This window comes from Zhihengliuella sp. ISTPL4, assembly GCF_002848265.1.
In the GTDB taxonomy this organism is placed as follows: Bacteria; Actinomycetota; Actinomycetes; order Actinomycetales; family Microbacteriaceae; genus Microbacterium.
In genome coordinates this window covers 3,196,102-3,218,378 of the sequence record NZ_CP025422.1, presented here as the reverse complement: position 1 = coordinate 3,218,378, position 22,277 = coordinate 3,196,102, and the positions used below count along the sequence as shown (strand labels likewise).

Here is a 22,277-nt window from a genome sequence, read left to right as displayed (position 1 = left end):
CGGATCAGAGCGGCTTGCCGCCCGTCACCGCGAGCACCGCACCGGACACGTACGACGACTCCGCCGAGGCGAGGTAGACGTAGGCTCCGGCGAGCTCCGCGGGCTGCCCCGCGCGTCCGAGCGGGGTGTCCTGTCCGAACGTCTCCAGGCGCTCCGGGCCCCAGCCGGTCGCGGGGATCAGCGGCGTCCAGATCGGTCCGGGGGCCACGGCGTTGACGCGCACGCCGCGCGGTCCTGCTTCCTCCGCGAGCGCCTTGACGAAGGCGACCTGCGCGGCCTTCGTCATGGCGTAGTCGATGAGTCCCGGCGACGGCTGCGCGGACTGCACCGACGACGTGACGATGATGCTGGATCCGGGCTCGAGGTCGGGGAAGGCGGCGCGCGCCGAGAAGACGAGGCCGGCGAGGTTCGTGTCGAACACACGACGCATCTTCTCGGTGTCGAGGTTCTCGAAGCCGTCGATGTCGTGCTGGTAGGCCGCGTTGAGGACGAGCACGTCGAGGCCTCCGAGCTCGCGGCGCGCGCGGTGCACGGCGTCGGTGGCGAAGGCCTCCTCGCGGACGTCACCGGGGATGCTGACGCCGGTGCGACCAGCCTCACGGACGAGCGCGAGCGTCTCCTCGGCGTCCTCCTGCTCCTCCGGCATGTGCACGATGGCGACGTCGGCGCCCTCCCGGGCGAACGCGATGGCGACCGCGCGCCCGATTCCGGAGTCGCCTCCGGTGATGAGGGCACGTCGCCCTTCCAGTCTGCCGTGGCCGACGTACGACTGTTCGCCGTGATCGGGTTCCGGGGTGGTCTTCTCGGTGAGACCGGGCTGGTCCTGGCTCTGCGCGGGGAAGCCGTCCTCGTGGTGGGCGTGCCGCGGGTCGGTGAGGCCGCCGTCGCCGGTGGTGTCCGTCATGTCCGCTCCTCCTGTGTCGTGGGGCTGTCGATCAGGTCGTGATCGAGCCTCGCGGCTGGGGAGTGCGGACGGCAGGGGGTTGACAGTGCGGGGCGGCCTGCGCGAACGATGTGGCTAGCCGGCGCTCGGAGCGTCGCCGAGCCCGGGGTGCTCCGTCCCTTCGGCGGGCTCGGGCACGAGGTACAGGCCGCTGGGCGCGTTCGCGGTGAACGCGAGCGCCTCGATCCAGGAACGGTTGACGGCCGGCTGCCGGCTGCCGAAGTACTTGAAGACGAGCGAGCTGCCCGGTTGGATCCAGACGGTGGTCCGGCCGCCGCCGACGCTGGCGTCCTCGCGCCAGCTGAACGGGAACGGCTCGCCGCGACGCAGCTTGGCCGTGATGACGAGCTGCAGGTGCGTGAGCGCCCGATCCTCGATCTCGGTCTTCACGCTGCCTTCGTAGATGAACTTGCCCATCGGGTGATGCTCCTCGGTCGGATGCGCGTCAGCCCGGCGTACGGCACCGGGATCGGCCTCTATGGGAAGAGCGTATGCCCTCAGCAGGGCCCGACGGCAAATCGCCAAGCCGCTGAAGGAGCGGACCGGCGAAGTCAAGCCCCTGCGCGCGATCGACGCGCGGGTTAGCCTCGAAGCCTAGACACCCGAGGAGGGCACCGCCATGAACGCACGCCACATCGACGACCGTCCCGAGGAGGGCTACACGCCCGGCACCACGCACGCCGAGCGCGGCGCAGGCAACCCGCGACTGCGCGTGCGGCGCGATGACGAGCGCACCGAGTTCGCGCTCGATGTGGAGGAGATCCGCATCGGCTCCGCCGCCGGGAACGAGCTGCGCCTCGCCGACACCGAACCGGTCCACGCGACGATCGTGCACGACGACCGCGACGAGTACGTGGTGACGCTGCACGCGGACGGTGAGATGAACTCCAACCCGGAAGCCGACGCGACGCACCCCGGCGAGCGCACCGAGACGCTGCGCACCGGGTCCCGCTTCACGGTCGGCCCCTGGGAGCTGGTCTTCGCCCGCGACGAGTTCGCCGATCACGGACGGCCCTTCGGCGGACGCCTCGGCGGCGAGTTCTCCGACCAGCCGCTGCAGGAGGCGCGCCCCGGCTACGACGCCGACGACGAGCGGCTCTCGCAGGCGGACGTCAACGACGAGCAGTCTCAGTCGGACTCCAAGGCCGACTGATGGTGCGGGGTGCCCACGGGCTTCGACTCCGCTGAGCCCCGCTGCCGCAGGTAGATCGCGAACGCGACCATCGTGCCGACCGCGAGGAACTCGGACTGCCAGTTCTGCAGGGTGCGGTCCCAGAAGTCCGAACTGGTCACGTAGTCGAACCAGGTGATCGCGGCGACGCCGTGCATCGCGTTCTCCTCGTTCATCACGACGGTTCCGGCGAGAGACTGCGCGAGCCAGGACAGCACGAACACCGCGCCCATCACGATCAGCAGCGAGTTCCCGAACACCGCCGCACGCCACCCGCCCGCCCGGGCCCACCGCGGAGAATCCGGGCGGGCGTGGCGACCCACCAGCTGATCCGCATCGCTGCCCGGCCCCTCATCGCCGGGCTTCTTGGATTCCGGCGAGCCCTTCTGCACGAACCAGATCGTGGCCGCGATGAACAGGAAGAACTGCAGGAACTCCGACTGCCAGTTCTCGGCGACGTCGACCGCGAAGTCCGACGACCAGACGAAGTCGAGGAAGCCGACGGTCGGCTGCCCGTGATCGAGGAGCTCGTCGTTGTTGCGCAGGAAGCCGGCGATGGACTGACCGACCAGCGCCAGCAGGAACAGCGCGAGGAAGAAGAGGCTGAGGGCGTGATCCTTGATGCGCGCGGCCACGGTCATCGACCTCCCAGCGGCAGTCCGATCATCACGGCCAGCCCCACGGCGATGATCCCCGCCCAGATCCAGAAGACGGTCCGCATTCCCGCGGTGTCCCGTGCACCCTCCGACATCTCTGCCCTCCTTCGTGATCCGACTCCCCGACAGTGGCGGCGCCGCCCGCGGTGTCCAAGGGGCTTGACGCGGATGCTCTTGTCAATCCCCTGCATCGGCCTCCTCGCGGGTCGTAGCGTGGGACGGACCCGATGAGAGGAGCGCCCGATGACCGCGCCGAACGAGACCCCCGACCTCGAACGCCTCGGTGAGCTCGCCCGGAGCAGAGGCCTGCGTGTGAGTGTGGCGGAGTCGCTCACGTCCGGACGACTCGCCAACACGATCGGCGCGGGCGAGGGGGCATCCGGATGGTTCGCCGGGGGGATCGTGGCGTACTTCACCGAGGTGAAGGAGCGCGTGCTCGGCCTGACGCCGGGAACCGACCCCACCTCAGCCGCCTGCGCCGAGCAACTCGCCACGGGGGCACGGGAACTCTTCGACGCGGACATCTGCGTCTCGACCACTGGCGTGGGCGGCCCGGGTCCGGAGGGCGGTCACCCCGCGGGCACGGTGTACCTCGGCTGGGCGACCGCCGACGAGGCGGGGCACCGCCGCCTGGCGCTGACGGGCGACCCGGACGAGATCCTGTCCGCGAGCGTGGATGCCGCGGTACGACTGCTCGCCTTCCACGCCGAGGGACTGCACCCCGCCGGCCCTCGGCGCACCGGCTCCGACTGAACGCTCAGCGTCCCGGCACGAGGCCGACGCGCAGCGGCGCTCCCGGGGCGGCGGCCTCGGCGAGGGCGGCATCGATGTCCGCGAGCGACCGCACCGAACCGACGGCCTCGCCGAACGGATAGGCCCGGCCCCGTCCCGCGAGGAACGCGACCGCCGCCGCGAGGTCGCCCGCACCGTAGTTGTGGATCCCGGCGACCGTGACGAGACGGCGGACGAGGTCTTCCGCGTCCAACGGCACCGACGGCGAGGGGAAGACGCTGCCCACGAGAACCATCGTGCCGCCGACGGCGACCCCGGCGAGCGCTTCCTCCACCGCGTGCCCGGAGGCTTCGATCACCACGTCGGGATCGCGATCGAGCGCGGCGGCCCCGAAACGGGAGGCGAAGGCACGGCGATCGCCGTCCGGATCACGCACCTCGACGACGGCCCCGTGCTCGGTTGCGATCGCGGCGGCACTGATTCCCACCAATCCGGCGCCGTGGATGCGCACCGCAGCGCCGTCGAGGTCGATGTCGCGGGCGGCCCGCGCGACGGCGGCCCACGCGGTCGCCGTCGCGCACGCTGCCGGCGCCAGGACGGCGGCGGGGAGCGCCTCCGGCACCCGCACGATGGCCGTGCCCGCCCGCAGCTGCACGTGGCTGGCGAAGGCTCCGGTCAGGTCGCCGTGCGCGCCGACACGATCGTGACCGTACTTGCCGAGGTCCCGGCACTTCTGGGTGAGTCCGCGCCGACACCGGTCGCAGGTGCCGCAGGAGATCGTGACCGACCACACCACGCGATCGCCGATGCGCACGGGGGTGCCGTCGACGGCGTCCGCGCCGTCGTCACCCAGGGCGATGACCCGGCCGACGCTCTCGTGCCCGAGGACGAGGGGCGCGGGCGCGGCGCGGCGTCCCTGGACGGTGTGCACATCCGACCCGCAGATCGTCGACATCTCGACGGCGACGAGCACATCCCGATCGGCGAGCGCGACCCCGGGGACGGCGATCGTCTCATGCGGGTGGCCTCCACCGATCCAGACCATCGCGCTGGCTGCCGGGCGCAGCGCGACGTCCCTCCGGTGCCCGGGCGGGCGGATCAGCAGCGTTCCCATGACCGGGCCTTCAGCGGGTGCTGACGGCGGAGAGGAGTTCGCGCTGGGCGAGAGCCGCGCGCAGCGCGGTGATGTCCGAGAGCACGGCGTGGGCACCCGCTCCGCTCAGCGCGGCACGGTCATGGGCGCCGGTGAGCACCCCTGCGACGAAGCCCGCCCCGGCGCGCCGACCGGACTCGACGTCGCTCACGGTGTCGCCGACGACGGCCACGGCCTGCACGGCCGACGTCTGCGTGCGCAGCAGCGCGGTGAGGACGAGGTCGGGTGCCGGGCGCCCGCGGCCGGCGTCCACCGGGGAGAGCGCGAGGTCGATCAGCCCTCTCCAGCCGAGACCGTCGAGGATCGCCTGCCGGGTGACGGGAGCGAATCCGGTCGTCAGCACCACGGCGAGGCCCGCGTCCTTCAAGCCCTGGATCGCGTCCGCTGCCCCGGGGATCTCGGTGACGCCCTCCGCGGCGACGATCTCCGCGTACGCGGCCTCGAACGCCGCTGTGGCCTCGTGCGCCGCGGTCGCGTCGCCGCCGGCGAGGTGCAGGAACACGTCGAACTTGGACTGCCCCATCGTCTCCCGGACGTAGCCGAGGGCGTCGCTCCAGGGCAGCCTCGCGGCGACGCCGGTGCGCTCGGCAGCGCGCTGGAACGCCTGCTCGACCACGCCGTCATCCACGACGGTGGTGCCGGCCATGTCGAGGACGACGAGTTCGATCGGAGTGGTCATGGGGTTCCTTCCAGAGCAGGGGTGCCGCCGAGGGCGGCGGTGAGATTCAGGTCGGCGAGCCCGAGGCCGCAGGTCATGCCGATGCCGGTGGTGGCGGCGAGCACGAGGGCTCCCTCGTCGCCGCGGTCGACGAGGAACTCGCCGGGCGCCTTCGCGTACACGCCCTGCCACCGCTCGATCACCCGAGGAGCTGCGCTCTCGAACAGGGCCTCGGCCTCGTCCAGGAAGGCGGCGAAGGCGGCCTCGGGCTGGAACGGCGAGGGGGCGGCGTCGGTGGCGTGGGAGTCGCCGAGGATGAGCGTGCCGTCCGGAAGCTGCGTGTACATCTGATTGAGGTCGAGCGCGGCGAGATCGGGCCGCTCGGCGTGCAGGCGCTCGCGGAGGGTGCGGGCCTCGGGTCCGTCCGCGAACCGCCCGTACCGGATGAGGGACCAGCCGGTCAGCAACGGAGCGGTGAGTAGTCGCGGGAACGACACGGCCGCCCGCATCATGTCGAGCGCACAGCGCACCACGCCGTGACGCTCCGCGACCTCGGGCAGGAGCTGGTCGATGTCGTGGTTGACCGCCACGACGATCGCTCCGGCATCGATGCGGCCGCGCGTGGTCTCCACCCGGCCCACGCCGAGGGAGGTCACGGCTGTACGGAAGCGGAACTCCACACCCCGCATCGCGAGATACCGGACGATCGCGATCGCCGCCGTCCGCGGATCGGTCTGCAGGTCGGCTTCGATGAGGGCACCGCCGGCGAGCCCCTCCCGACGCAGCGGGGCGCGGCGCCGGAGCTCATCGGCGTCCAACATCCGGATGCCGCCGTCCCGCGCCGCTGCAGCGAGCACGGCGAGTTCGTCCGCGTGCCGGGCCGCGACGAGCGTGCCCGATTCGCGGAGCCAGAACCCGGCGTCCCTGGCGAGCTGCAGCCAGAGCTCGCGAGAGGCGTCCGCGTAGCGGCGCGCGTCGCCGCCCTGCGCCCCGATGCAGAGGTGGCCGAAGTTCCGGATCGTGGCACCGGTCGGAGCCGCGCTGCGCTCCACGACGACGACCCGGAGGCCGCGGCGCACGGCTGCGTAGGCGGCACCGAGTCCGACGATGCCGGCCCCCACCACGACGACGTCCGCCGCCCGATCCGTCGCGTTCATCGGAACACCTTCCTCATCCACATCGCGAGTCCCTCGACGGCGAGCACCGTCACGAGGATCATCAGGACGATCGCGGTCACGGTCTCGTAGCGCGAGCCCTGGCTGGCGTTCAGCAGGTAGTAGCCGACGCCACCGCCCCCGACGATGCCCAGGATCGTGGCGGCGCGGATGTTCGTGTCGAGCATGTAGAAGCTGTGTCCGATGAGGGCGCGAGTGCCCTGGGTCAGCGTGGCCGACGTATACGTCTGCAGGCGCGTGGCACCCACCGCCCGGAGGGCGCGCTCCGGCCCGCGGTCGACCTCCTCGAAGGAGTCGGCGATGAGCTTGCCGAGCAGACCGATCCCGCCGATGGCGAGCGCGATCACCCCGGCCTGCGCGCCGAGGCCCGTGATGACGACGAGGACGATGGCGAGGATGAGCTCGGGGATGCCGCGGATGCCCACGAGGAGCAGGCGGGCCGTGCCGCGCCCTGCGGCGTGCGGGGCGACGTTGCGGGCCGCGAACGAGCCGAGCAGCAGCGAGGGCAAGAGCGTGAGCACGGTGGCAGCGAGCGCGATGGCGACGGTCTCCCGCATGGCCTCGAGCATCGCGATCGTGTCGTAGTTGCCGAAGGACGGCGGCCAGAACCGCGCGGCGACCTCGGGGAGCTTCGCCCAGAAGGTGAACAGGTCGGACCAGGTGATCTGGCTCACGACGACGCTGCCGATCACGATGAGCACGGCGGCGACCCCGGCGGCGGTATGACGCACCCGCTGCGCGGTCCAGGGGCGGCGCACCGCGGTCTGCGGGCTGGCCGCCCACACGGGACGAGCGGCGGTCGGAGCGAGCGGGCGCCGACGCAGGCGCGGATGCACGATGCGGTCCATCCACGATCGCGTGTGCTTCTGTTCGCCGAGCATCGCGCCGCGCACCATGCTGGACACGATCTCCATCGCGATGCAGAGGACGAAGATCACGAGCGCGATCCCGAGTCCCTTGCCGTAGTTCAGCGCCTTGAACGCGTAGGACATCTCGAGCCCGAGGCCGGCGACGCCCACGTAGCCGAGCACCACGCTGCCCCGCAGGTTGATGTCGTTGCGGTGCAGCACGGTGGCCACCCAGCTCGGCAGGACCTGCGGGAGGATGCCCGCGGTGAACTCCTGCAGTTTCGAGCCGCCGGCGGCGCGGATCGCGAGCCGCGGCCCCTCGTCGATCTGCTCGATGGCGTCGGCGAACGTCTTGGAGATCATGCCGATCGAGTGGATGCCGATGGCGAGGATGCCGGGCAGCGTACCGAGGGAGAACATCAGCACGAAAGCCATCGCCAGCACGACGTCCGGCAGCGCGCGGGTGAGGACCCCGAGGAAGCGTGCGGCCGCCCGCCACCCCGCACCCGGCGTGGTGTTCGCGGCGGCGAGGTAGGCGATGGGCACGGAGAGGACGGCGGCGAGCAGCGTCCCGACGAGCACGAGGCCCACGGTCAGGGCGATGAGCCAGACGAGGTCGGCCGGCTCCGGGAACGAGAGTCCGCCAACACGGGCGAGGAAGTTCTCGGCGTTGCCCCAGCTCTGCACCATCGCCGGGATCGAGATGCCGACGTCCCGCACCGCGAGGATGCCGAGCACGACGAGGACGACGAGGGTGAGCCCGGCCGCGACGCGCTCCGCCGACAGCGGCCGCTTCGGCGCCCGCTCCTCGACGCTCTGGGCCGCTGAGCCGCCCCCGTGGGTCGCTGAGCCGCCCCCGTGGGTCGCTGAGCCCGTCGAAGCGCCCTGAGTCGCTGAGCCTGTCGAAGCGCCTCGCCCCGACGCCCGCACCACCGTCACGATGCCCCCACCGTCGTCGCGGCATCAGCGAGCTCCACCTGCACGGCGCGGATCTCGGCCGTGGTGGTCGCGACGCGTCCGTAGATCTCCATCACCTCCGCCTTGGAGAGTCCGTCCGTCGGAGTGTCCAGCACGACCTCGCCGTGCCGGAGGCCGACGATCCGGTCGGCCCAGCTGATCGCGAGGTCGACCTGATGCAGGCTGCACACGACGGTGAGTCCCTCGTCGGCGGCGATCTCGCGGATGAGCGCCATCACCTGCTCACTCGACTCCGGGTCGAGGGAGGCCACCGGTTCGTCCGCGAGCAGGATCGCGGGCTTCTGCATGAGCGCCCGGGCGATCGCCACACGCTGCTGCTGACCGCCGGACAGGGTGTCGCTGCGCTGGTAGGCGCGGTCGAGCAGGCCGACGCGGTCGAGATGCTCGAGCGCCGTCAGCTTCGCAGCCCGCGGGTAGCTCCACAGTCCGAGCCGCGGCCCGCGCATCCGGGAGAGCGACCCGGTCAGCACGTTCTCCAGCACGGTCAGCGAAGGCACGAGCTCGAACTGCTGGAAGATGAAGCCCACGCTGCTGCGGAGCTGTCGCAACGTCCGGCCCCTCATGGAGGGCACGGAGGCGCCGAGCACCTCGACGGACCCGGAGCTGGGCAGCTCCAGGCCGTCGAGATGCCGCAGCAGCGTGGACTTGCCGGAACCGGAGAGCCCGAGCAGCACGACGATCTCTCCGCGCGCCACCTCGAGCGTGACGTCCTTCAGGGCGGTGGTGCTGCCGAAGGTCTTGGTGACGCCGTCGAGGCGGATGAGGGTGTCGGATGCCGCGGTCATGGCTTCTCCTGTCGTCAGGCGCGGGGCGTCAGCCCTGGCACTGCTCGGCGTCGGTCTCGGCGCAGATGTCGCGGATGAGGTCGTAGTACGCGTCGTCCACCGGCTTGGTGGCGAAGAACACGCTGCGGAACGCGTCCGAGTCGGCGCTGTCGACGCCCGCCGCGATGATGTCGTCGATGGTGACCTCACCGAGGGCGTCGACGAGCTGCTGCGCCACGTCGTCCGGCAGGGACGAGGAGTAGACGAGCGGAGCGCCGGGGACCATGGTCTCGGCGATGACCTTCACCTTGTCGGACTTCTCGACCTCGGAGTCCTCGGCGAAACCGGCCTCGCACTCGACGCCCTCGCCGACCTTCTGCACGCTGACGTCGTGCTTGCCGGCGAACACCGGCGTGATGTCGGCCTTCGGGTCGACGCCCGCCTCGATGAGGTTGTACGACGGGAAGAGGTAGCCGGATGTCGAGGACGGGTCCACGAAGCAGATCTTCTTGCCCGCGAAGTCCTCGAGGCTGGAGATGTCGCTGTCCGCCGGGACGATCGCCTGCGAGTAGTAGCCGGGCTCCTGACCCTCCTCGGTGACGATGGAGGAGATCGGGGTGAGCTTCGCGCCGTTGTTGGTCGCGGTGACGTAGGTGAAGCCCGAGAACGACGCGACGTCGACCTTCCCGGCGACGGCGGCCTCGATGAGCGCGGCGTAGTCGGTGGACTCGTGGTACTCGACGGTCTTGCCGGTGACCTCGGCGATGTAGTCCATCAGCGGCTGGTAGTTCGTCTCGGTGTCCACCGAGTCGGGCACGACGCCGAAGACGAGCGTGTTCTCGTCGACGGCGTACCCGCCGGCGGACGGGGCGTCACCGGGGGCGTCGGTGGCATCGGCCGATCCGGAGCATGCGGCGAGACCGAGCGCGAGGATCGCAGCGCCGGCGAGGGCGGGGAGAGCGCGGAGCTTCATGAGGACCTTTCAGGGTGGGAGGGGTGATCCACGGACGACTCTCGCAGTCCTGCGACCGAGATGTATACCTATCTCAGAAGAGTTCAGAGCGCGTTCACCCGCCATTCGCCTGGATGAACAGCGCTGCAACACCCTCGCGGCCGGGAGCGAAGACGAAGTAATGTACCTATGTGGCCGAGGCTGTATACACCCAGATCGCCGACGACCTGCGCGCGCAGATCACCGGCGGCACGCTCCGCGCCGGCGATGACGTCCCGACCGAAGCGGAGCTGGCGGAGCACTGGCAGACGTCGCGCGGCCCGATCCGCAATGCCCTCGCGGCTCTGCGCGCCGAGGGCCTGATCGAGACCACCCGGGGCCGTCCGGCACGGGTGGTGGCCCGCAAGGCGAATCAGGCGGTCGACGTCTCCGTACCCTTCACCCGCTGGGCACGAGACCTCGGCGTCATTCCCGGCGCGCAGACCCAGGAACTGAGCCTGCGCCGTGCGGGTGCTCTCGCTCCCGCGCTCGGCGTCGCGCCGGACGACACGATCGTCAGCGTGGTGCGACTGCGGCTGCTCGACGGTCGGCCGACCATGCTGGAGCGCCTGGCCTACACCGAGGAGGTCGGTCGGCGGCTCTTCGATGTCGACCTCGACGCGGTGTCGATCACCGAGTATCTCGCCTCGATCGGGCACCCGATCGTCGCTCTCCAGCATGTGATCGACGCAGTCGCGGCGGACGACCAGGACGCCGCACTCCTGCGCGTGCCGCGAGGAACACCGATCCTGCGGTTGACCCGCACCTCGAAGGACGCCGGTGGGCGCATCTTCGAAGCGTCGGAGGACCGCTACCTCAGCGAGGTGGTCCGGTTCACCGTGGCGGCGTCCGGAATCTCGACGGACGGACACTACATGCGGGCAGTCGGCGGCTGAGGCCCGAGACAGATTCGCGATCGCGGGCGCGGGAGTTTGAGAAGCCAGAAAGATCGCGCCCGCGATCGCAGCGCTGGGGACGCTTTATCTGGGGAGCCTTCAGGATATGTCGGCGCCGCGAGGCCGCTGAAGAGCCGAATGTCGAGATGGCCGTAGACTTTCGTCCACGGTCTCAGGCCCGGAATCACGGGCGTCGTCTCAGGATACGCGGCCGTCACACCACCGGCAACACCGCAGAGACGAGCCAGTGCCCGTCCACTTCGCCGGCGCTGAACTCGCCACTGGCGCCCATGACGCGCTCGGCCATCCGACCCAGCCCCGTCCGGCTGGAGGACAGCTCCCTTCGCGGGGTCGTCGGAAGCGGGCTGCGCAGGGACAGATGGGCCTTGTCGTCGTCCACCACGAGACGGATCTCGACGGTTCCGGGGCCGGCATACTTCAGGACATTCGTGGCCGACTCGCGCACGATGCGCGCGAGCACGATCTCGACCGCGCGGGGAATGCGTTCGTCGCCGGGGTCGCCATCGAGGATGACGTCGTGCCCGGCCGCTTCGAATTCGGTCTGCGCTTCCTCGATCGCGGCGACGAGATCACCGGTCGGCATGCCCGCGGCACGCGGTCCGTCGTCGGCGAGGTCGATCACGAAACGGAGGTCTGTCATGGCTTTGCGGGCGGCGACGCGGATCGCCTCCCGGGAGCCGTCGCTGACGTCAGGGTCTTCGAGCATCTGCACGTGCAGCGACACCACGGTGAGGTGGTGCGCGATGCTGTCGTGCAGCTCGCCGGCGATCCATCGTCGCTCGGCGAGAACGGCTTCCTTCTCCTGCTCGGCCGCAGCCTCCAGCTGACGCTCGAGTCTGCTGCCGCGATCGAACGCCACTCGCAGGGCGAAGCCCACGGCGCCGGATACGGCAGCGAAGACGAGGAAGAGCGCGACGTTCACGCCGGAGTCCTCATCACCGAACGCCACGAGAGCGGCGGCGACGAGAAAGGCACCGGTGTACGACAGGATCAACGCGGTCCACCCGAGTCGCATGACCAGCCCGGCCGCGACAGCGGCGGCAGTCAGGACCTGGGATTCGGTTCCTGCCAAAAAAGAGAGTGCGAACACGACGCCGAGGGCGCAGGTCGCGATGAGGGGTTTCCAGAGATAGAGGGCGAAGACGGCCGATGACGCGATGCTCACCAGGACGGCCGCCGGGTTCGCACCCGGAGCGACGATGAGTCCGATCACGTCGATGGCGACGGGGATGGAGATGATCACCAGAACGACGATGCGTTCGACGGCGGTGAGCTTCTCGCCTCGACCTAGCCGGAGCGAATCCGCGGAACCGCGAATCGAATGGTCGAAGGCCATGGTTCACTATCTCCTATTCGCCAGGTACTCTAGCGGACGAGACCAAAGAACTTGCCAACCTGCTGCCAGAAAGTCATTACATTCACCTCCGTTCTAGTGCCGTTTGTCGATGTCTGTATTCATCTTCTCGGCGGCGCGCGGAGCGCACATCTGGCCTTCGTCCAGACCTCGATAGCCAAAGGTCTACATCCTCAGAGCGCCCGCTTCACGCCGTTAGGCTTCCCCCATGCAGGAAATCCGCGTCGTGATCGTCGATGACGATCCTCTGGTCCGCTCCGCGCTCTCGCACTTCGTGTCGCGCGCGCCCGAGATCACGGTCGTGGCGCAGGCGGAGGACGGCCTGGAGGCCCTCACGACGGTCGAGCGCGAGAAGCCGGACGTCGTGATGATGGACGTTCAGATGCCGGAGATGAACGGTATCGAGGCGACCGCGGCCATCGCCGAACGGTGGCCCGACGTGCGCATCCTCGCCGTCACCACGCTCGACGGCAGCGACACCGTGCTGCCCATGCTGAGCGCCGGTGCCTCCGGCTATCTGCTCAAGGATTCCAGTGCGGAGGAGATCGTCACGGGTGTGCGGGAGGTGTTCGCCGGAGCGAGCTCGCTGTCGCCCCGCATCGCGTCGATGTTGATCCGCCACGTGCGCTCCACCACTCCCGCTGCCGCGGCTGAGACCCTCGAACCCCTCACCGAGCGCGAGGAAGAGGTTCTGCAGTGCCTCGCCAAGGGGATGTCCAATGCGGAGATCGCCAAGGCGCTCATCGTCTCGGAGGGGACGGTGAAGGCGCACCTCGGCCGCATGATGTCGAAGTGGCACCTGCGCGACCGCGTGCAGATCCTCGTCACGGCAGCCCACGCCGGACTCGTCACCTTCCGCTGAGTCGCCGCCTCAGAGCGCGAGCAGCACGATGCCGGTGAGGACCACCAGCGATGCGCCGATCCGCCAGCCGGGGCGGGATTCCTTCAGGACGAAGGCGCCGAACAGGCTCACGAGCACGACGCTGACCTCGCGGAGCGGCGCCACGAGCGCCACCGGAGCGATCTGTATGGCGGTCAGCACGAGGATGTAGGACAGCGGTGAGAGGACGCCGAACGCGAGGATGCGGCGCCACTGCGTGCGCCCCAGCGCCAGCACCGCACCCCATCGTCCGCGCACCGCGACGGAGTAGAACGGCACCTGCAGCAGTGTGGTGCCGACCATGAACGCCACGGGTGACAGCTCCCATTCCCGCACCGCGTGGGCGTCCCAGATCGTATAGACCGCGATCGCGACGCCGGTGAGGGCGCCGAACAGGAGACCGGGGTCGATGCGGCGGCCGCTTCCCGCCGGCCGGCGGTCGACGAACCCGATCGCGACGACGCCGGCGATCACCGCTGCGACTCCGACGAGCGCGACGGCCGACGGCCGCTCCCCCAGCAGGAGCACGGCGACGATGACGGAGAGGAAGGGGCCGGTCCCCCGCGCCGTCGCGTAGACGGTCGAGAGGCTGCCTTCCCGGTAGCCGCGCTGCAGCACCGCCATGTACGCGACGTGCAGGACCGCGGAGACCGACGCCCCGAGCGCGAACGAGCCGAGGTCGGCCGCACCGAGTCCCCCCGTGAACGGCACGGCCCCGATCCAGACGACGGAGCTGGCGACCGCACCCCACCACAGGAACGGCGAACCGGCGCGGCTGATGCCGTGTGCGATGACGTTCCAGGAGGCGTGGGCGATCGCGGCGGCGAGGACGAGGACGAGAGCGACAGCGGACACGGCAGACCCTTCCCTCCGCCGCGGGCGCGACGAATCGGGTCCTCCGGGCTTTTGTCCTGTCAGATGACGGCCCTCCTGCGGAGGAGGACCGTGGCGTCGCTCGGACCAGACGGGCGCAGACCCCGGAACCCTAGGCGCTATCACCACCACCCTATCCCCGCCCGGGAGAAGGTGGTGACGCGGCGCGACTACGCTCGAAGGACACCCCGCGCAGGAAGGTCATGCCATGCCCGTCACCCCGGACGCCCTCGCCCACGCCGAAGACCTCGCCGACTTCGTCGCCGCCTCCCCGTCGAGCTACCACGCGGCCGCCGAGACCGCCCGCCGTCTGGAGGAGGCCGGTTTCACGCGGCTGCAGGAGGAGGATGTCTGGCCCGCGCAGCCCGGGGGCCGGTACCTCGTGGTCCGCGACGGCGCGACGATCGCGTGGGTGGTTCCGGAGGACGCGACCGCCACGACACCCGTGCACGTGTTCGGGGCGCACACCGACTCCCCCGGCTTCAAGCTCAAGCCGCAGCCGACCACGGGAGCCCGGGGCTGGCTGCAGGCCGCCGTCGAGGTGTACGGCGGTCCGCTGCTGAACTCCTGGCTCGATCGGGAGCTGCGCCTCGCCGGCCGGCTGGCTCTCGCCGACGGCCGGGTCGTCCTCGCCGACACCGGGGCCCTGCTGCGACTCCCCCAGCTCGCCATCCACCTCGATCGGGGGGTCAACAACGGCCTCGCCCTCGACAAGCAGACCGAGACGCAGCCGGTGTGGGGCCTAGGCGACCCGACCGAGGCCGACGTGCTGGCCGAGCTCGCGGCGTCCGCAGGAGCGGACGCCGCGGAGATCCGCGGTTACGACGTCGTCGTCGTCGACGCTGCGCGGGGCGCCGTGTTCGGCAAGGACGACGCGTTCTTCGCCTCCGGGCGCCTGGACGACCTCGCCTCCGTGCACGCGGGCGTCGTGGCCCTCGCGGCACACGCACCGGTCGCGGGCGCGCCGATCGCGATCCTCGCCGCGTTCGATCACGAAGAGCTCGGCTCCGAGTCGCGCTCCGGCGCCGCGGGCCCCTTCCTCGAGGACGTGCTGGAGCGGCTCTACGCGGGGCTCGGCGCCGACGGCTCCGCCCGCCGTCAGGCGTACGCGTCGTCGTGGTGCCTGTCCAGCGACGTCGGCCACTCCGTACACCCGAACTACATCGGCCGGCACGACCCCGTCGTGCAGCCCGTGCTCGGCTCCGGCCCCATCCTCAAGCTCAACGCCAACCAGCGCTACGCGACCGATGCGGTCGGTGCCGCGTCGTGGCGGAACTGGTGTGATCGGGCCGGCGTGGTGACGCAGGAGTTCGTGTCGAACAACGGCGTGCCGTGCGGCTCGACCATCGGTCCGATCACCGCGACCCGGCTCGGCATCCGCACGGTCGACGTGGGCATCCCGATCCTCTCGATGCACTCCGCCCGCGAGCTCGCGGGGGTCTCGGACCTGCACGACCTGACCCGCGTGGCCGGGACTTTCTTCGCCGGCTGAATCGGGCCGCGCGGAGCGCGCTCGCGGAGTGCCAGGATGTGAGGATGACCGACATCAGGCCGGCTCTCATCGAGCGCGCAGGCATCGAGATCATCCCCGAGTCCGAGCGGACCGCCAAACCCCGCGACCTGTTCTGGCCGTGGTTCGCGGCGAACGTCTCCGTGTTCGGGATGTCGTACGGCTCGTTCGTGCTCGGCTTCGGCATCTCGTTCTGGCAGGCGACCCTCGTCTCGGTGGTCGGCATCGTCGTGTCGTTCCTGCTGTGCGGGCTCATCGCGATCGCGGGCAAGCGGGGGTCGGCGCCGACGATGGTGCTCTCCCGGGCGGCGTTCGGCGTGCAGGGACAGAAGGTGCCAGGGATCGTGTCCTGGCTGACCTCGATCGGCTGGGAGACGTTCCTCGCGATCATGGCGGTGCTCGCGACGGCGACCGTGATCACGCAGCTCGGCGGTGACGGAGACAGCCTGTGGCTGAAGATCCTCGCCACCGTGATCGTCGCGGCGCTGATCGTCGCCGCTTCCGTGCTCGGCTACCACACGATCATGCGGCTGCAGTCGGTGCTCACCTGGATCACCGGCGTCGTCACCATCCTCTACATCATCCTCGCGGCGCCGACCATCGACCTCGCCGCCGTGATGGCCCGCCCCGACGGCGGCATCGGCCAGGTCATCGGCGCGCTCGTGATGGTGATGGCCGGATTCGGGCTGGGATGGATCAACATCGCCGCCGACTGGTCGCGCTACCAGAAGCGCACCGCGTCCGACGGGGCGATCGTCGCCTGGAACACCATCGGCGGCTCGGTGGCACCGGTCATCCTCGTCGTGTTCGGTCTGCTTCTCGCGGGGTCAGACGATGAGCTCATGGCCGCGATCGCCGCGGACCCGATCGGCGCGCTCGCGAGCATCCTGCCTGTGTGGGTGCTCGTGCCCTTCCTCCTCACGGCCGTGCTCGCGCTCGTCTCCGGCGCGGTTCTCGGCATCTACTCCTCGGGCCTGACGCTGCTCAGCCTGGGCATCCGCATTCCGCGGCCGTCGGCGGCAGCGATCGACGGCGCGATCCTCACGGCGGGCACCATCTTCGTGGTGTTCTTCGCGACCGACTTCCTCGGCCCGTTCCAGAGCTTCCTCATCACCCTCGGCGTACCGCTCGCCTCGTGGGCCGGGATCCTCATCGCCGACATCCTGCGTCGCCGGAAGGACTACGACGAGGAGGCACTGTTCGACAGCCGCGGGCGCTACGGCGCCTGGGACTGGACCTCGATCGGCACCATGGTCGTCGCCAGCGTGATCGGGTGGGGCCTCGTGCTCAACGGCTTCGCCGACGCGGCGCCGTGGAACAACTGGCAGGGATACCTCCTGTTCCTCGTCGGCGGGACGGACGGGGACTGGGCCTACGCGAACCTCGGGGTGTTCGCGGCGCTGGTGCTCTCGTTCCTCGTGACCTGGTTCGCCCGGGCAGGGAAGATCCGGCGGCAGGAGTCGTGAGCCCTTCGACAGGCGCAGGGGCCCCGGGGACGACAGGCTCAGGGACCGAAAGCTGGCTCGTGGTGATCGACCCGCAGGTGATCTTCGCGTCGCCCGATTCGGCCTGGGGCTCGCCGTTCTTCACCGACGCGATGGCGAACATCCGACGGCTCGCGGACGCCTTCGGCGAGCGCGTGCTGGTCACCCGGTGGCTGCCGACGGCGGACCGCTCCACCTCCTGGGGCGAGTACTTCGCCGCGTGGCCCTTCGCCGACCGGCCCGCTGACGACGCGCTCTATGCACTGGTCCCTGAGGCGGAAGGCCTCTCCCCGCATCGGACCGTCGACCTCCCGACGTTCGGCAAGTGGGGTCCGGAGCTGGAGGCGATCGTGGGGCGCGGTGGTCGGGTCGTCCTGGCGGGGGTGGCGACGGACTGCTGCGTGGTGTCCACTGCTCTCGCCGCCGCGGACGCCGGGGCACGCGTGACGCTCGCCGCCGACGCCTGCGCCGGCTCCACAGCGGAGAACCACGCCGCCGCCGTGCAGGTCATGAGCCTCTATCCCCCGCAGATCACCGTGGCCGACACCGCCACCCTCCTCTCCCCCTGACCCCTCCCCCGGCTCGTGCGGGACGGAATTCGCGCCTCCGCGCACGGTCTCCGGCCCGTTTTCCATCCCGCACGGTTTCGATCCCGCGCGGAGCCCCCTCGCGGGACGGAAAGTGCACCTCGGCAGCCGCGGGGAGGAGCGTTTCTGAACCCGACAGAGGGGAGTGTCAGGAGCGGGCGCGGACGGCGGCGGCGATGTCGGCGGGAGTACCGCGCCAGGGAGCGCCGTGCCCGGGAAGGACCCACGCGGCGTCGAGCGTCGCGAGGCGGTCGAGCGAGGCCACGGCTTCCGTGGGCGCGTCGGTGAACGGGGCGGGTTGCGCGCCCTCCTCCCCCGTCAGCACATGCCGCGTGGTCAGGGCATCGCCGACGAACACCGCGCCGACTGCAGGGACATGCACCGCGATGCTCCCCGGCGAGTGCCCGGGAAGACCCACGACGACCGGCGCCCCGGGGAGGTCGAGCACGTCACCGTCCGTGACCTCGGAAACCTCGGTGACGTGGCGCGTGCGGAGGGCGCTCTTCCGGAGGCCGTAGGCGAGGAAGCCGAGCATCGGGCCGAGTCGGGCGGGGCCCATGGGAGTCTTCGGCTTCTCCCCGGTGCGCACGCGGTGGGCGTCGGCGCTGTGGATGTAGACCGGAACTCCCGTCTCGCGTCGCAGTCGTTCCGCGAAGCCGATGTGGTCGCTGTCACCGTGCGTCAGCACGAGACCGCGGATGTCGGAGAGCGGGCGGCCGATCGCGGCGAGCTCTCGCTGGAGGTCGCGCCAGTGACCGGGCAGCCCCGCGTCCACGAGGGTGATGCCCTCGGGCAGATCGATGAGGTACGAGGCGACGATGTCGTTGCCGAGGCGGTGGAGGTGCGGGGCGAGTTTCATGAGGATCCTCTCGGGTGATTGCGATGGCTACGTTACGTAGCTATCATGGCTAAAGTCAATAGCCATCGAGGAGGATCCATGCCCACCCCGGAACGCACATCGATCGATGCCATCGTCGCGGCCGGCCAGGAGATCCTCGAGGCCCACGGTCCTGCCGGACTCACGATGCAGGCGGTCGCGGAGCGGGTGGGCGTGCGCGCCCCGTCTCTTTACAAGCGCGTGCGTGACCGCGAAGCCCTGCACGTCGCCGTCGCCACGGCATCCGTCGATGCTCTCGCGGCCCAGCTCGAGGCGGCGGGCGGCGATCTCTCCACCCTCGCCCAGACCTACCGCTCCTTCGCCCACGCGCACCCCGCGGGCTTCCGCCTCATGTTCATCGCCGCGGTCCCACACGAGGCCCTGGAACGCTCCGCCGCTCCCGTCATCCGTGCGTGTGCGACCGCTGTCGGCGAGGCGGACGCCCTCGACGCCGCGCGCCTCTTCACCGCCTGGGCCACCGGATTCCTGCAGATGGAGCTGTCCGGCGCGTTCCGGCTCGGCGGGGACGTCGATCGCGCGTTCGACTACGGCCTCCGGCGTCTCATTGCGAGCCTCGTCGGTTGACGACGTCCGTCGTTCCCGGTTCGGGACGTCGGATGCTGGCACACTGAGGCCGTGGAAGACTCCAGGAGCACCGCCGCGCCCGTATTTTCGAAGCCCGCCCGGAAGCCGTGGCGCCGCACGAAGATCGCCGTGGGGGTCCTCGCCGCGGCAGCCGCGGTCGTCGCGATCGTCGGGGCGCTCACCCCGTGGCCCTCGGCGATGATCATCCGTTCGGTGTTCACGAAGGGCGGCGACGAGACCGCGGCGGAGATGACGAAGCACGTCCCGGACACCGCTCTCGAGGAGCGGAAGGACCTCGCCTATGGGGATGCCGGCGCGGACACGACGATGGACGTCTTCCGCCCCGCGTCCGCCGACGGCCCGCTGCCGACCGTGGTGTGGATCCACGGAGGCGCCTGGATCTCGGGCTCGAAGGAGGACGTCGATCCGTACCTCCGCATCCTCGCCGCCGAGGGCTACACGACCATCGGCGTGAACTACACCCGCGGGCCCGAGGGCGTGTATCCGCTCGCCGTCCACCAGCTCGACGAGGCCCTCGCCTACATCGACGCGCATGCCGAGGAACTGGGCGTGGATCCGCGACGCATCGTGCTGGCGGGAGACTCCGCCGGGGCCCAGCTCGCCAGCCAGATGGCGACGCTCATCACGAATCCGGACTACGCCGAGATCCTCGGCATCCGCCCGTCGATCCGCGCCGACCAGCTCGTCGCGACCGTGCTGAACTGCGGCGTCTACGACCTCGCCGCGCTGGCCGAGCTCGACGGAGTCCCGGGGTGGGGCTTCAAGTCGGCGATGTGGGCCTACTCCGGGACGAAGACCTGGGCGGAGGACTCCACCGGCGCCACGATGTCGACCGTCGACTGGGTCACGGCCGACTTCCCTGCGACCTACATCTCCGGCGGCAACGGTGATGGCCTCACCTGGCTCCAGTCGATCCCGATGTCGAAGCGACTGCAGGAGCTCGGCGTCGACGTGACGCCGGTGTTCTGGCCCGCGCCGCACGAGCCGGCGCTCCCGCACGAGTACCAGTTCCACCTCGATCTGCCGGAGGCCCGGGAGGCCCTTGCCGACACCGTCGCGTTCCTCGACGCCCACACCCGCTGATCCGGCCCCTCTCGTCCGGGGTGGGCAGCCGCGGTTGCACGACCCCGGTACGACGGCACGACCGGATTCCGGGAGCGCCCGTGCCACTGTCGCCGGATCGTGCAAGGCGGCCGAGCTTGACATAACACACCTGTGACGACCGGCACGGAAGTGATATGTTCACGGAATGCACACGGAGAACGAACGCGCACTCGAGTCCGGGATCGTCACCGATCTGTCCGGCCGCATGACCTACGGCTCATACCTCGCGCTCGACCAGCTCCTCACGGCACAGCACCCGGTGAGCGACCCGCAGCACCACGACGAGATGCTGTTCATCATCCAGCACCAGACGACGGAGCTCTGGCTGAAGCAGCTGCTGCATGAGCTCAGCTCGGCGCGAGAGCTGCTCGCGGCCGACGACCTGCGCGACGCCCTCAAGCGCATCGCCAGGGTCAAGCGCATCCAGGACGTCATGACGCAGCAGTGGTCGGTGCTCGCGACGCTGACCCCGACGGAGTACGCCCAGTTCCGCGGCGCGCTCGGCAACTCGTCCGGCTTCCAGTCCGTGCAATACCGGGCCGTCGAGTTCGCGCTGGGCAACAAGAACGAGAAGATGCTCAGCGTCTTCCGCGATCATCCCGCGAACCTCGCCCTCCTCACGGCCGAGTGGGAGAAGCCCACGCTCTACGACGAGTTCCTCCGCTACGCCTCCCGCCGCGGCCTCCCGGTCCCGAGCGAGATCCTCGACCGCGATGTGCGTGAGCCGTACCGGGAGACCCCGGCGCTGGTGCCCGCCATCCGCGCGATCTATCAGGACCCGCGCACCCACTGGGACCTCTACGAGGCCTGCGAGGACCTCGTCGACCTCGAGGACAACTTCCAGTTCTGGCGCTTCCGTCACCTCAAGACCGTGTCCCGGACCATCGGGATGAAAGTCGGCACGGGCGGATCGAGCGGCGTCGGCTTCCTGCAGCGCGCCCTCGACCTCACCTTCTTCCCCGAGCTCTACACCGTCCGCACCGAGATCGGCTCCTGATGCGCGGGGTGAGGTTCTTCGACGGCGAGCGCTGGCGCGAGGGCGTCGTCGCGCTCGTCAAGGACGGGCGCCCGCACCTCCGCGAGGAGACACCGGCGCCGGGCACCCCTCCCCTCTCCGGTCGGATCGTCGGCGGTTTCACGGACCACCACGTGCACCTGCAGCTCGTCGACCACACGCTCTTGGCCTCGTCGCGCCTCGCACGGGTGGTCGACCTCGGCGGTGAGCCGTCCGCGGTGGCGCGGATCGCCGTTCACAACTCAGGAGTTTCGACCGGCGGAGGCGCTTCCGAGGCGGTTCCGGGTGCGCCTGGGCCGGATTCTCCTGCGTTGCGAACCGTCGACTTCGCCGGCGCGTTCCTCACGCCTCCCGGCGGATACCCGTCGGACCGCGCCTGGGCACCTTCGGGTTCGGTCCGGGAGATCGCCGATCCTGCCGCGGCGTCGACAGCGGTCGCGGAGATGGCGGCCGCCGGCGCCTCCTGCATCAAGGTCGCGAGCAACAGCGCTGCCGGCCCGCTCTTCTCCGACGCCCTCTTCCGCGCGATCGTCGACCTCGCCGCGGCGCACGGGCTCCCCGTCGTCGCCCATGCCGAGGGCCCCGGCGAGGCGCAGCGCGTCGTCCGCCACGGCGCGGCGCAGCTCGCCCACGCGCCGTTCACCGAGCGCCTCGACGATGAGGAGATCGCAGAGCAGGCCGCGCACGCCTCCTGGATCAGCACCCTCGCCATCCATGACCCGGCTACCCAAGCCCTCGCGATCGACAACGTCGCCCGCTTCCACGCCGCGGGCGGCACCGTCCGCTACGGCACCGATATGGGCAACGGCCGGACCCCCGTCGACCTGAACCCGGCCGAGGTCGCCGCCCTCCGCACCGCCGGCCTCGACGGCGACGCGCTCCTCCGCGCCCTCGCGCCTACCGACCCGCTCGACCCCCACTCTCTCCTGCTCCTGCTGCCACCGGGATCCGCGGATCCCCTGGCCGCCCGCCCCCTCACCCCCGCCGACCTGAAGGTGTGA

General features: G+C 70.5%; 23 protein-coding genes. 11 read left to right on the top strand and 12 right to left on the bottom strand.

Annotated elements, in window-relative coordinates; translation table 11 throughout:
- Nucleotides 1-4: 4 nt before the first annotated feature.
- Nucleotides 5-904, bottom strand: coding sequence for an SDR family oxidoreductase (locus CYL12_RS15405; protein WP_101848365.1), 900 nt, complete (start codon nt 902-904; stop codon nt 5-7).
- A 114-nt stretch (nt 905-1,018) separates the two neighbouring features.
- Entirely contained in the window at nt 1,019-1,360 is a 342-nt protein-coding gene (locus tag CYL12_RS15400) for a DUF7882 family protein (RefSeq protein ID WP_101848364.1), read from the bottom strand.
- Between the two features lie 202 nt (nt 1,361-1,562).
- Here CYL12_RS15400 and CYL12_RS15395 point away from each other — a divergent pair, with 202 nt between their 5' ends.
- Complete coding sequence (locus tag CYL12_RS15395) at nt 1,563-2,096, top strand: FHA domain-containing protein (RefSeq protein ID WP_101848363.1); 534 nt, start codon at nt 1,563-1,565, stop codon at nt 2,094-2,096.
- On the opposite strand, the gene CYL12_RS15390 is transcribed toward CYL12_RS15395, so the two are convergent.
- A complete protein-coding gene (locus CYL12_RS15390) occupies nt 2,072-2,755 on the bottom strand; it encodes a DUF6766 family protein (protein WP_199399151.1) in 684 nt (227 codons plus the stop codon). The genes CYL12_RS15395 and CYL12_RS15390 overlap by 25 nt on opposite strands.
- Nucleotides 2,756-3,013: 258 nt before the next feature.
- On the opposite strand from CYL12_RS15390, the gene CYL12_RS15385 reads away from it, so the two are divergent.
- Entirely contained in the window at nt 3,014-3,523 is a 510-nt protein-coding gene (locus tag CYL12_RS15385; RefSeq protein WP_101848362.1) for a CinA family protein, read from the top strand.
- Between the two features lie 4 nt (nt 3,524-3,527).
- Here CYL12_RS15385 and CYL12_RS15380 read toward each other — a convergent pair whose 3' ends face one another.
- Genes CYL12_RS15380 through CYL12_RS15355 form a run of 6 tightly spaced genes read right to left on the bottom strand, consistent with a single transcriptional unit; the run spans nt 3,528 to nt 10,051 of the window.
- Nucleotides 3,528-4,616 carry an alcohol dehydrogenase catalytic domain-containing protein gene (locus CYL12_RS15380; protein ID WP_101848361.1) on the bottom strand — a complete coding sequence of 363 codons (1,089 nt, stop codon included), beginning with the start codon at nt 4,614-4,616 and terminating at the stop codon, nt 3,528-3,530.
- 10 nt (nt 4,617-4,626) lie between these two features.
- Complete coding sequence (locus tag CYL12_RS15375) at nt 4,627-5,334, bottom strand: HAD family hydrolase (RefSeq protein ID WP_101848360.1); 708 nt, start codon at nt 5,332-5,334, stop codon at nt 4,627-4,629.
- The gene (locus CYL12_RS15370) at nt 5,331-6,470 is read right to left on the bottom strand and encodes a TIGR03364 family FAD-dependent oxidoreductase (RefSeq protein ID WP_101848359.1); all 1,140 of its coding nucleotides are present in this window, start codon (nt 6,468-6,470) and stop codon (nt 5,331-5,333) included. The genes CYL12_RS15375 and CYL12_RS15370 overlap by 4 nt, the downstream gene beginning before the upstream one ends.
- On the bottom strand, nt 6,467-8,275 hold the full coding sequence (locus tag CYL12_RS15365) for a PhnE/PtxC family ABC transporter permease (protein WP_233486773.1): 1,809 nt from the start codon (nt 8,273-8,275) through the stop codon (nt 6,467-6,469). Before CYL12_RS15365 ends, CYL12_RS15370 begins: the two co-directional genes overlap by 4 nt.
- Nucleotides 8,272-9,099, bottom strand: a complete 828-nt coding sequence (gene phnC / locus CYL12_RS15360; RefSeq protein ID WP_101848358.1) for a phosphonate ABC transporter ATP-binding protein — start codon at nt 9,097-9,099, stop codon at nt 8,272-8,274. The genes CYL12_RS15365 and phnC overlap by 4 nt, the downstream gene beginning before the upstream one ends.
- Before the next feature lie 28 nt (nt 9,100-9,127).
- Nucleotides 9,128-10,051: a phosphate/phosphite/phosphonate ABC transporter substrate-binding protein gene (locus tag CYL12_RS15355; protein ID WP_101848357.1), complete on the bottom strand. Its 924-nt coding sequence runs from the start codon at nt 10,049-10,051 to the stop codon at nt 9,128-9,130.
- 170 nt (nt 10,052-10,221) lie between these two features.
- Here CYL12_RS15355 and CYL12_RS15350 point away from each other — a divergent pair, with 170 nt between their 5' ends.
- Complete coding sequence (locus CYL12_RS15350; RefSeq protein WP_101848356.1) at nt 10,222-10,965, top strand: GntR family transcriptional regulator; 744 nt, start codon at nt 10,222-10,224, stop codon at nt 10,963-10,965.
- A 214-nt stretch (nt 10,966-11,179) separates the two neighbouring features.
- Here CYL12_RS15350 and CYL12_RS15345 read toward each other — a convergent pair whose 3' ends face one another.
- Complete coding sequence (locus CYL12_RS15345; RefSeq protein WP_101848355.1) at nt 11,180-12,322, bottom strand: sensor histidine kinase; 1,143 nt, start codon at nt 12,320-12,322, stop codon at nt 11,180-11,182.
- A gap of 226 nt (nt 12,323-12,548) precedes the next feature.
- Here CYL12_RS15345 and CYL12_RS15340 point away from each other — a divergent pair, with 226 nt between their 5' ends.
- On the top strand, nt 12,549-13,202 hold the full coding sequence (locus CYL12_RS15340; RefSeq protein WP_233486772.1) for a response regulator: 654 nt from the start codon (nt 12,549-12,551) through the stop codon (nt 13,200-13,202).
- A gap of 9 nt (nt 13,203-13,211) precedes the next feature.
- On the opposite strand, the gene CYL12_RS15335 is transcribed toward CYL12_RS15340, so the two are convergent.
- Nucleotides 13,212-14,075 (bottom strand): EamA family transporter, encoded by an 864-nt coding sequence (locus tag CYL12_RS15335; RefSeq protein WP_101848353.1) that lies wholly within the window; start codon nt 14,073-14,075, stop codon nt 13,212-13,214.
- A gap of 226 nt (nt 14,076-14,301) precedes the next feature.
- On the opposite strand from CYL12_RS15335, the gene CYL12_RS15330 reads away from it, so the two are divergent.
- The 3 genes from CYL12_RS15330 to CYL12_RS15320 are packed head-to-tail and all read left to right on the top strand — an operon-like array spanning nt 14,302 to nt 17,656.
- Nucleotides 14,302-15,585, top strand: coding sequence for a M18 family aminopeptidase (locus tag CYL12_RS15330; protein ID WP_101848352.1), 1,284 nt, complete (start codon nt 14,302-14,304; stop codon nt 15,583-15,585).
- 44 nt (nt 15,586-15,629) lie between these two features.
- Complete coding sequence (locus tag CYL12_RS15325) at nt 15,630-17,069, top strand: purine-cytosine permease family protein (protein WP_101848351.1); 1,440 nt, start codon at nt 15,630-15,632, stop codon at nt 17,067-17,069.
- Nucleotides 17,066-17,656, top strand: a complete 591-nt coding sequence (locus tag CYL12_RS15320; RefSeq protein WP_233486771.1) for a cysteine hydrolase family protein — start codon at nt 17,066-17,068, stop codon at nt 17,654-17,656. Before CYL12_RS15325 ends, CYL12_RS15320 begins: the two co-directional genes overlap by 4 nt.
- A 166-nt stretch (nt 17,657-17,822) precedes the next feature.
- On the opposite strand, the gene CYL12_RS15315 is transcribed toward CYL12_RS15320, so the two are convergent.
- Nucleotides 17,823-18,533: an MBL fold metallo-hydrolase gene (locus CYL12_RS15315; RefSeq protein ID WP_101848349.1), complete on the bottom strand. Its 711-nt coding sequence runs from the start codon at nt 18,531-18,533 to the stop codon at nt 17,823-17,825.
- Nucleotides 18,534-18,611: 78 nt separating this feature from the next.
- On the opposite strand from CYL12_RS15315, the gene CYL12_RS15310 reads away from it, so the two are divergent.
- The 4 genes from CYL12_RS15310 to CYL12_RS15295 all read left to right on the top strand — a co-directional run bounded on the left by CYL12_RS15310 (nt 18,612) and on the right by CYL12_RS15295 (nt 22,277).
- Nucleotides 18,612-19,136: a TetR/AcrR family transcriptional regulator gene (locus CYL12_RS15310; RefSeq protein ID WP_101848348.1), complete on the top strand. Its 525-nt coding sequence runs from the start codon at nt 18,612-18,614 to the stop codon at nt 19,134-19,136.
- A 51-nt stretch (nt 19,137-19,187) separates the two neighbouring features.
- Nucleotides 19,188-20,240, top strand: a complete 1,053-nt coding sequence (locus CYL12_RS15305) for an alpha/beta hydrolase (RefSeq protein WP_233486770.1) — start codon at nt 19,188-19,190, stop codon at nt 20,238-20,240.
- A gap of 166 nt (nt 20,241-20,406) precedes the next feature.
- Nucleotides 20,407-21,258, top strand: coding sequence for a tryptophan 2,3-dioxygenase (locus CYL12_RS15300; protein WP_101848347.1), 852 nt, complete (start codon nt 20,407-20,409; stop codon nt 21,256-21,258).
- Nucleotides 21,258-22,277, top strand: coding sequence for an amidohydrolase family protein (locus tag CYL12_RS15295; protein ID WP_101848346.1), 1,020 nt, complete (start codon nt 21,258-21,260; stop codon nt 22,275-22,277). Before CYL12_RS15300 ends, CYL12_RS15295 begins: the two co-directional genes overlap by 1 nt.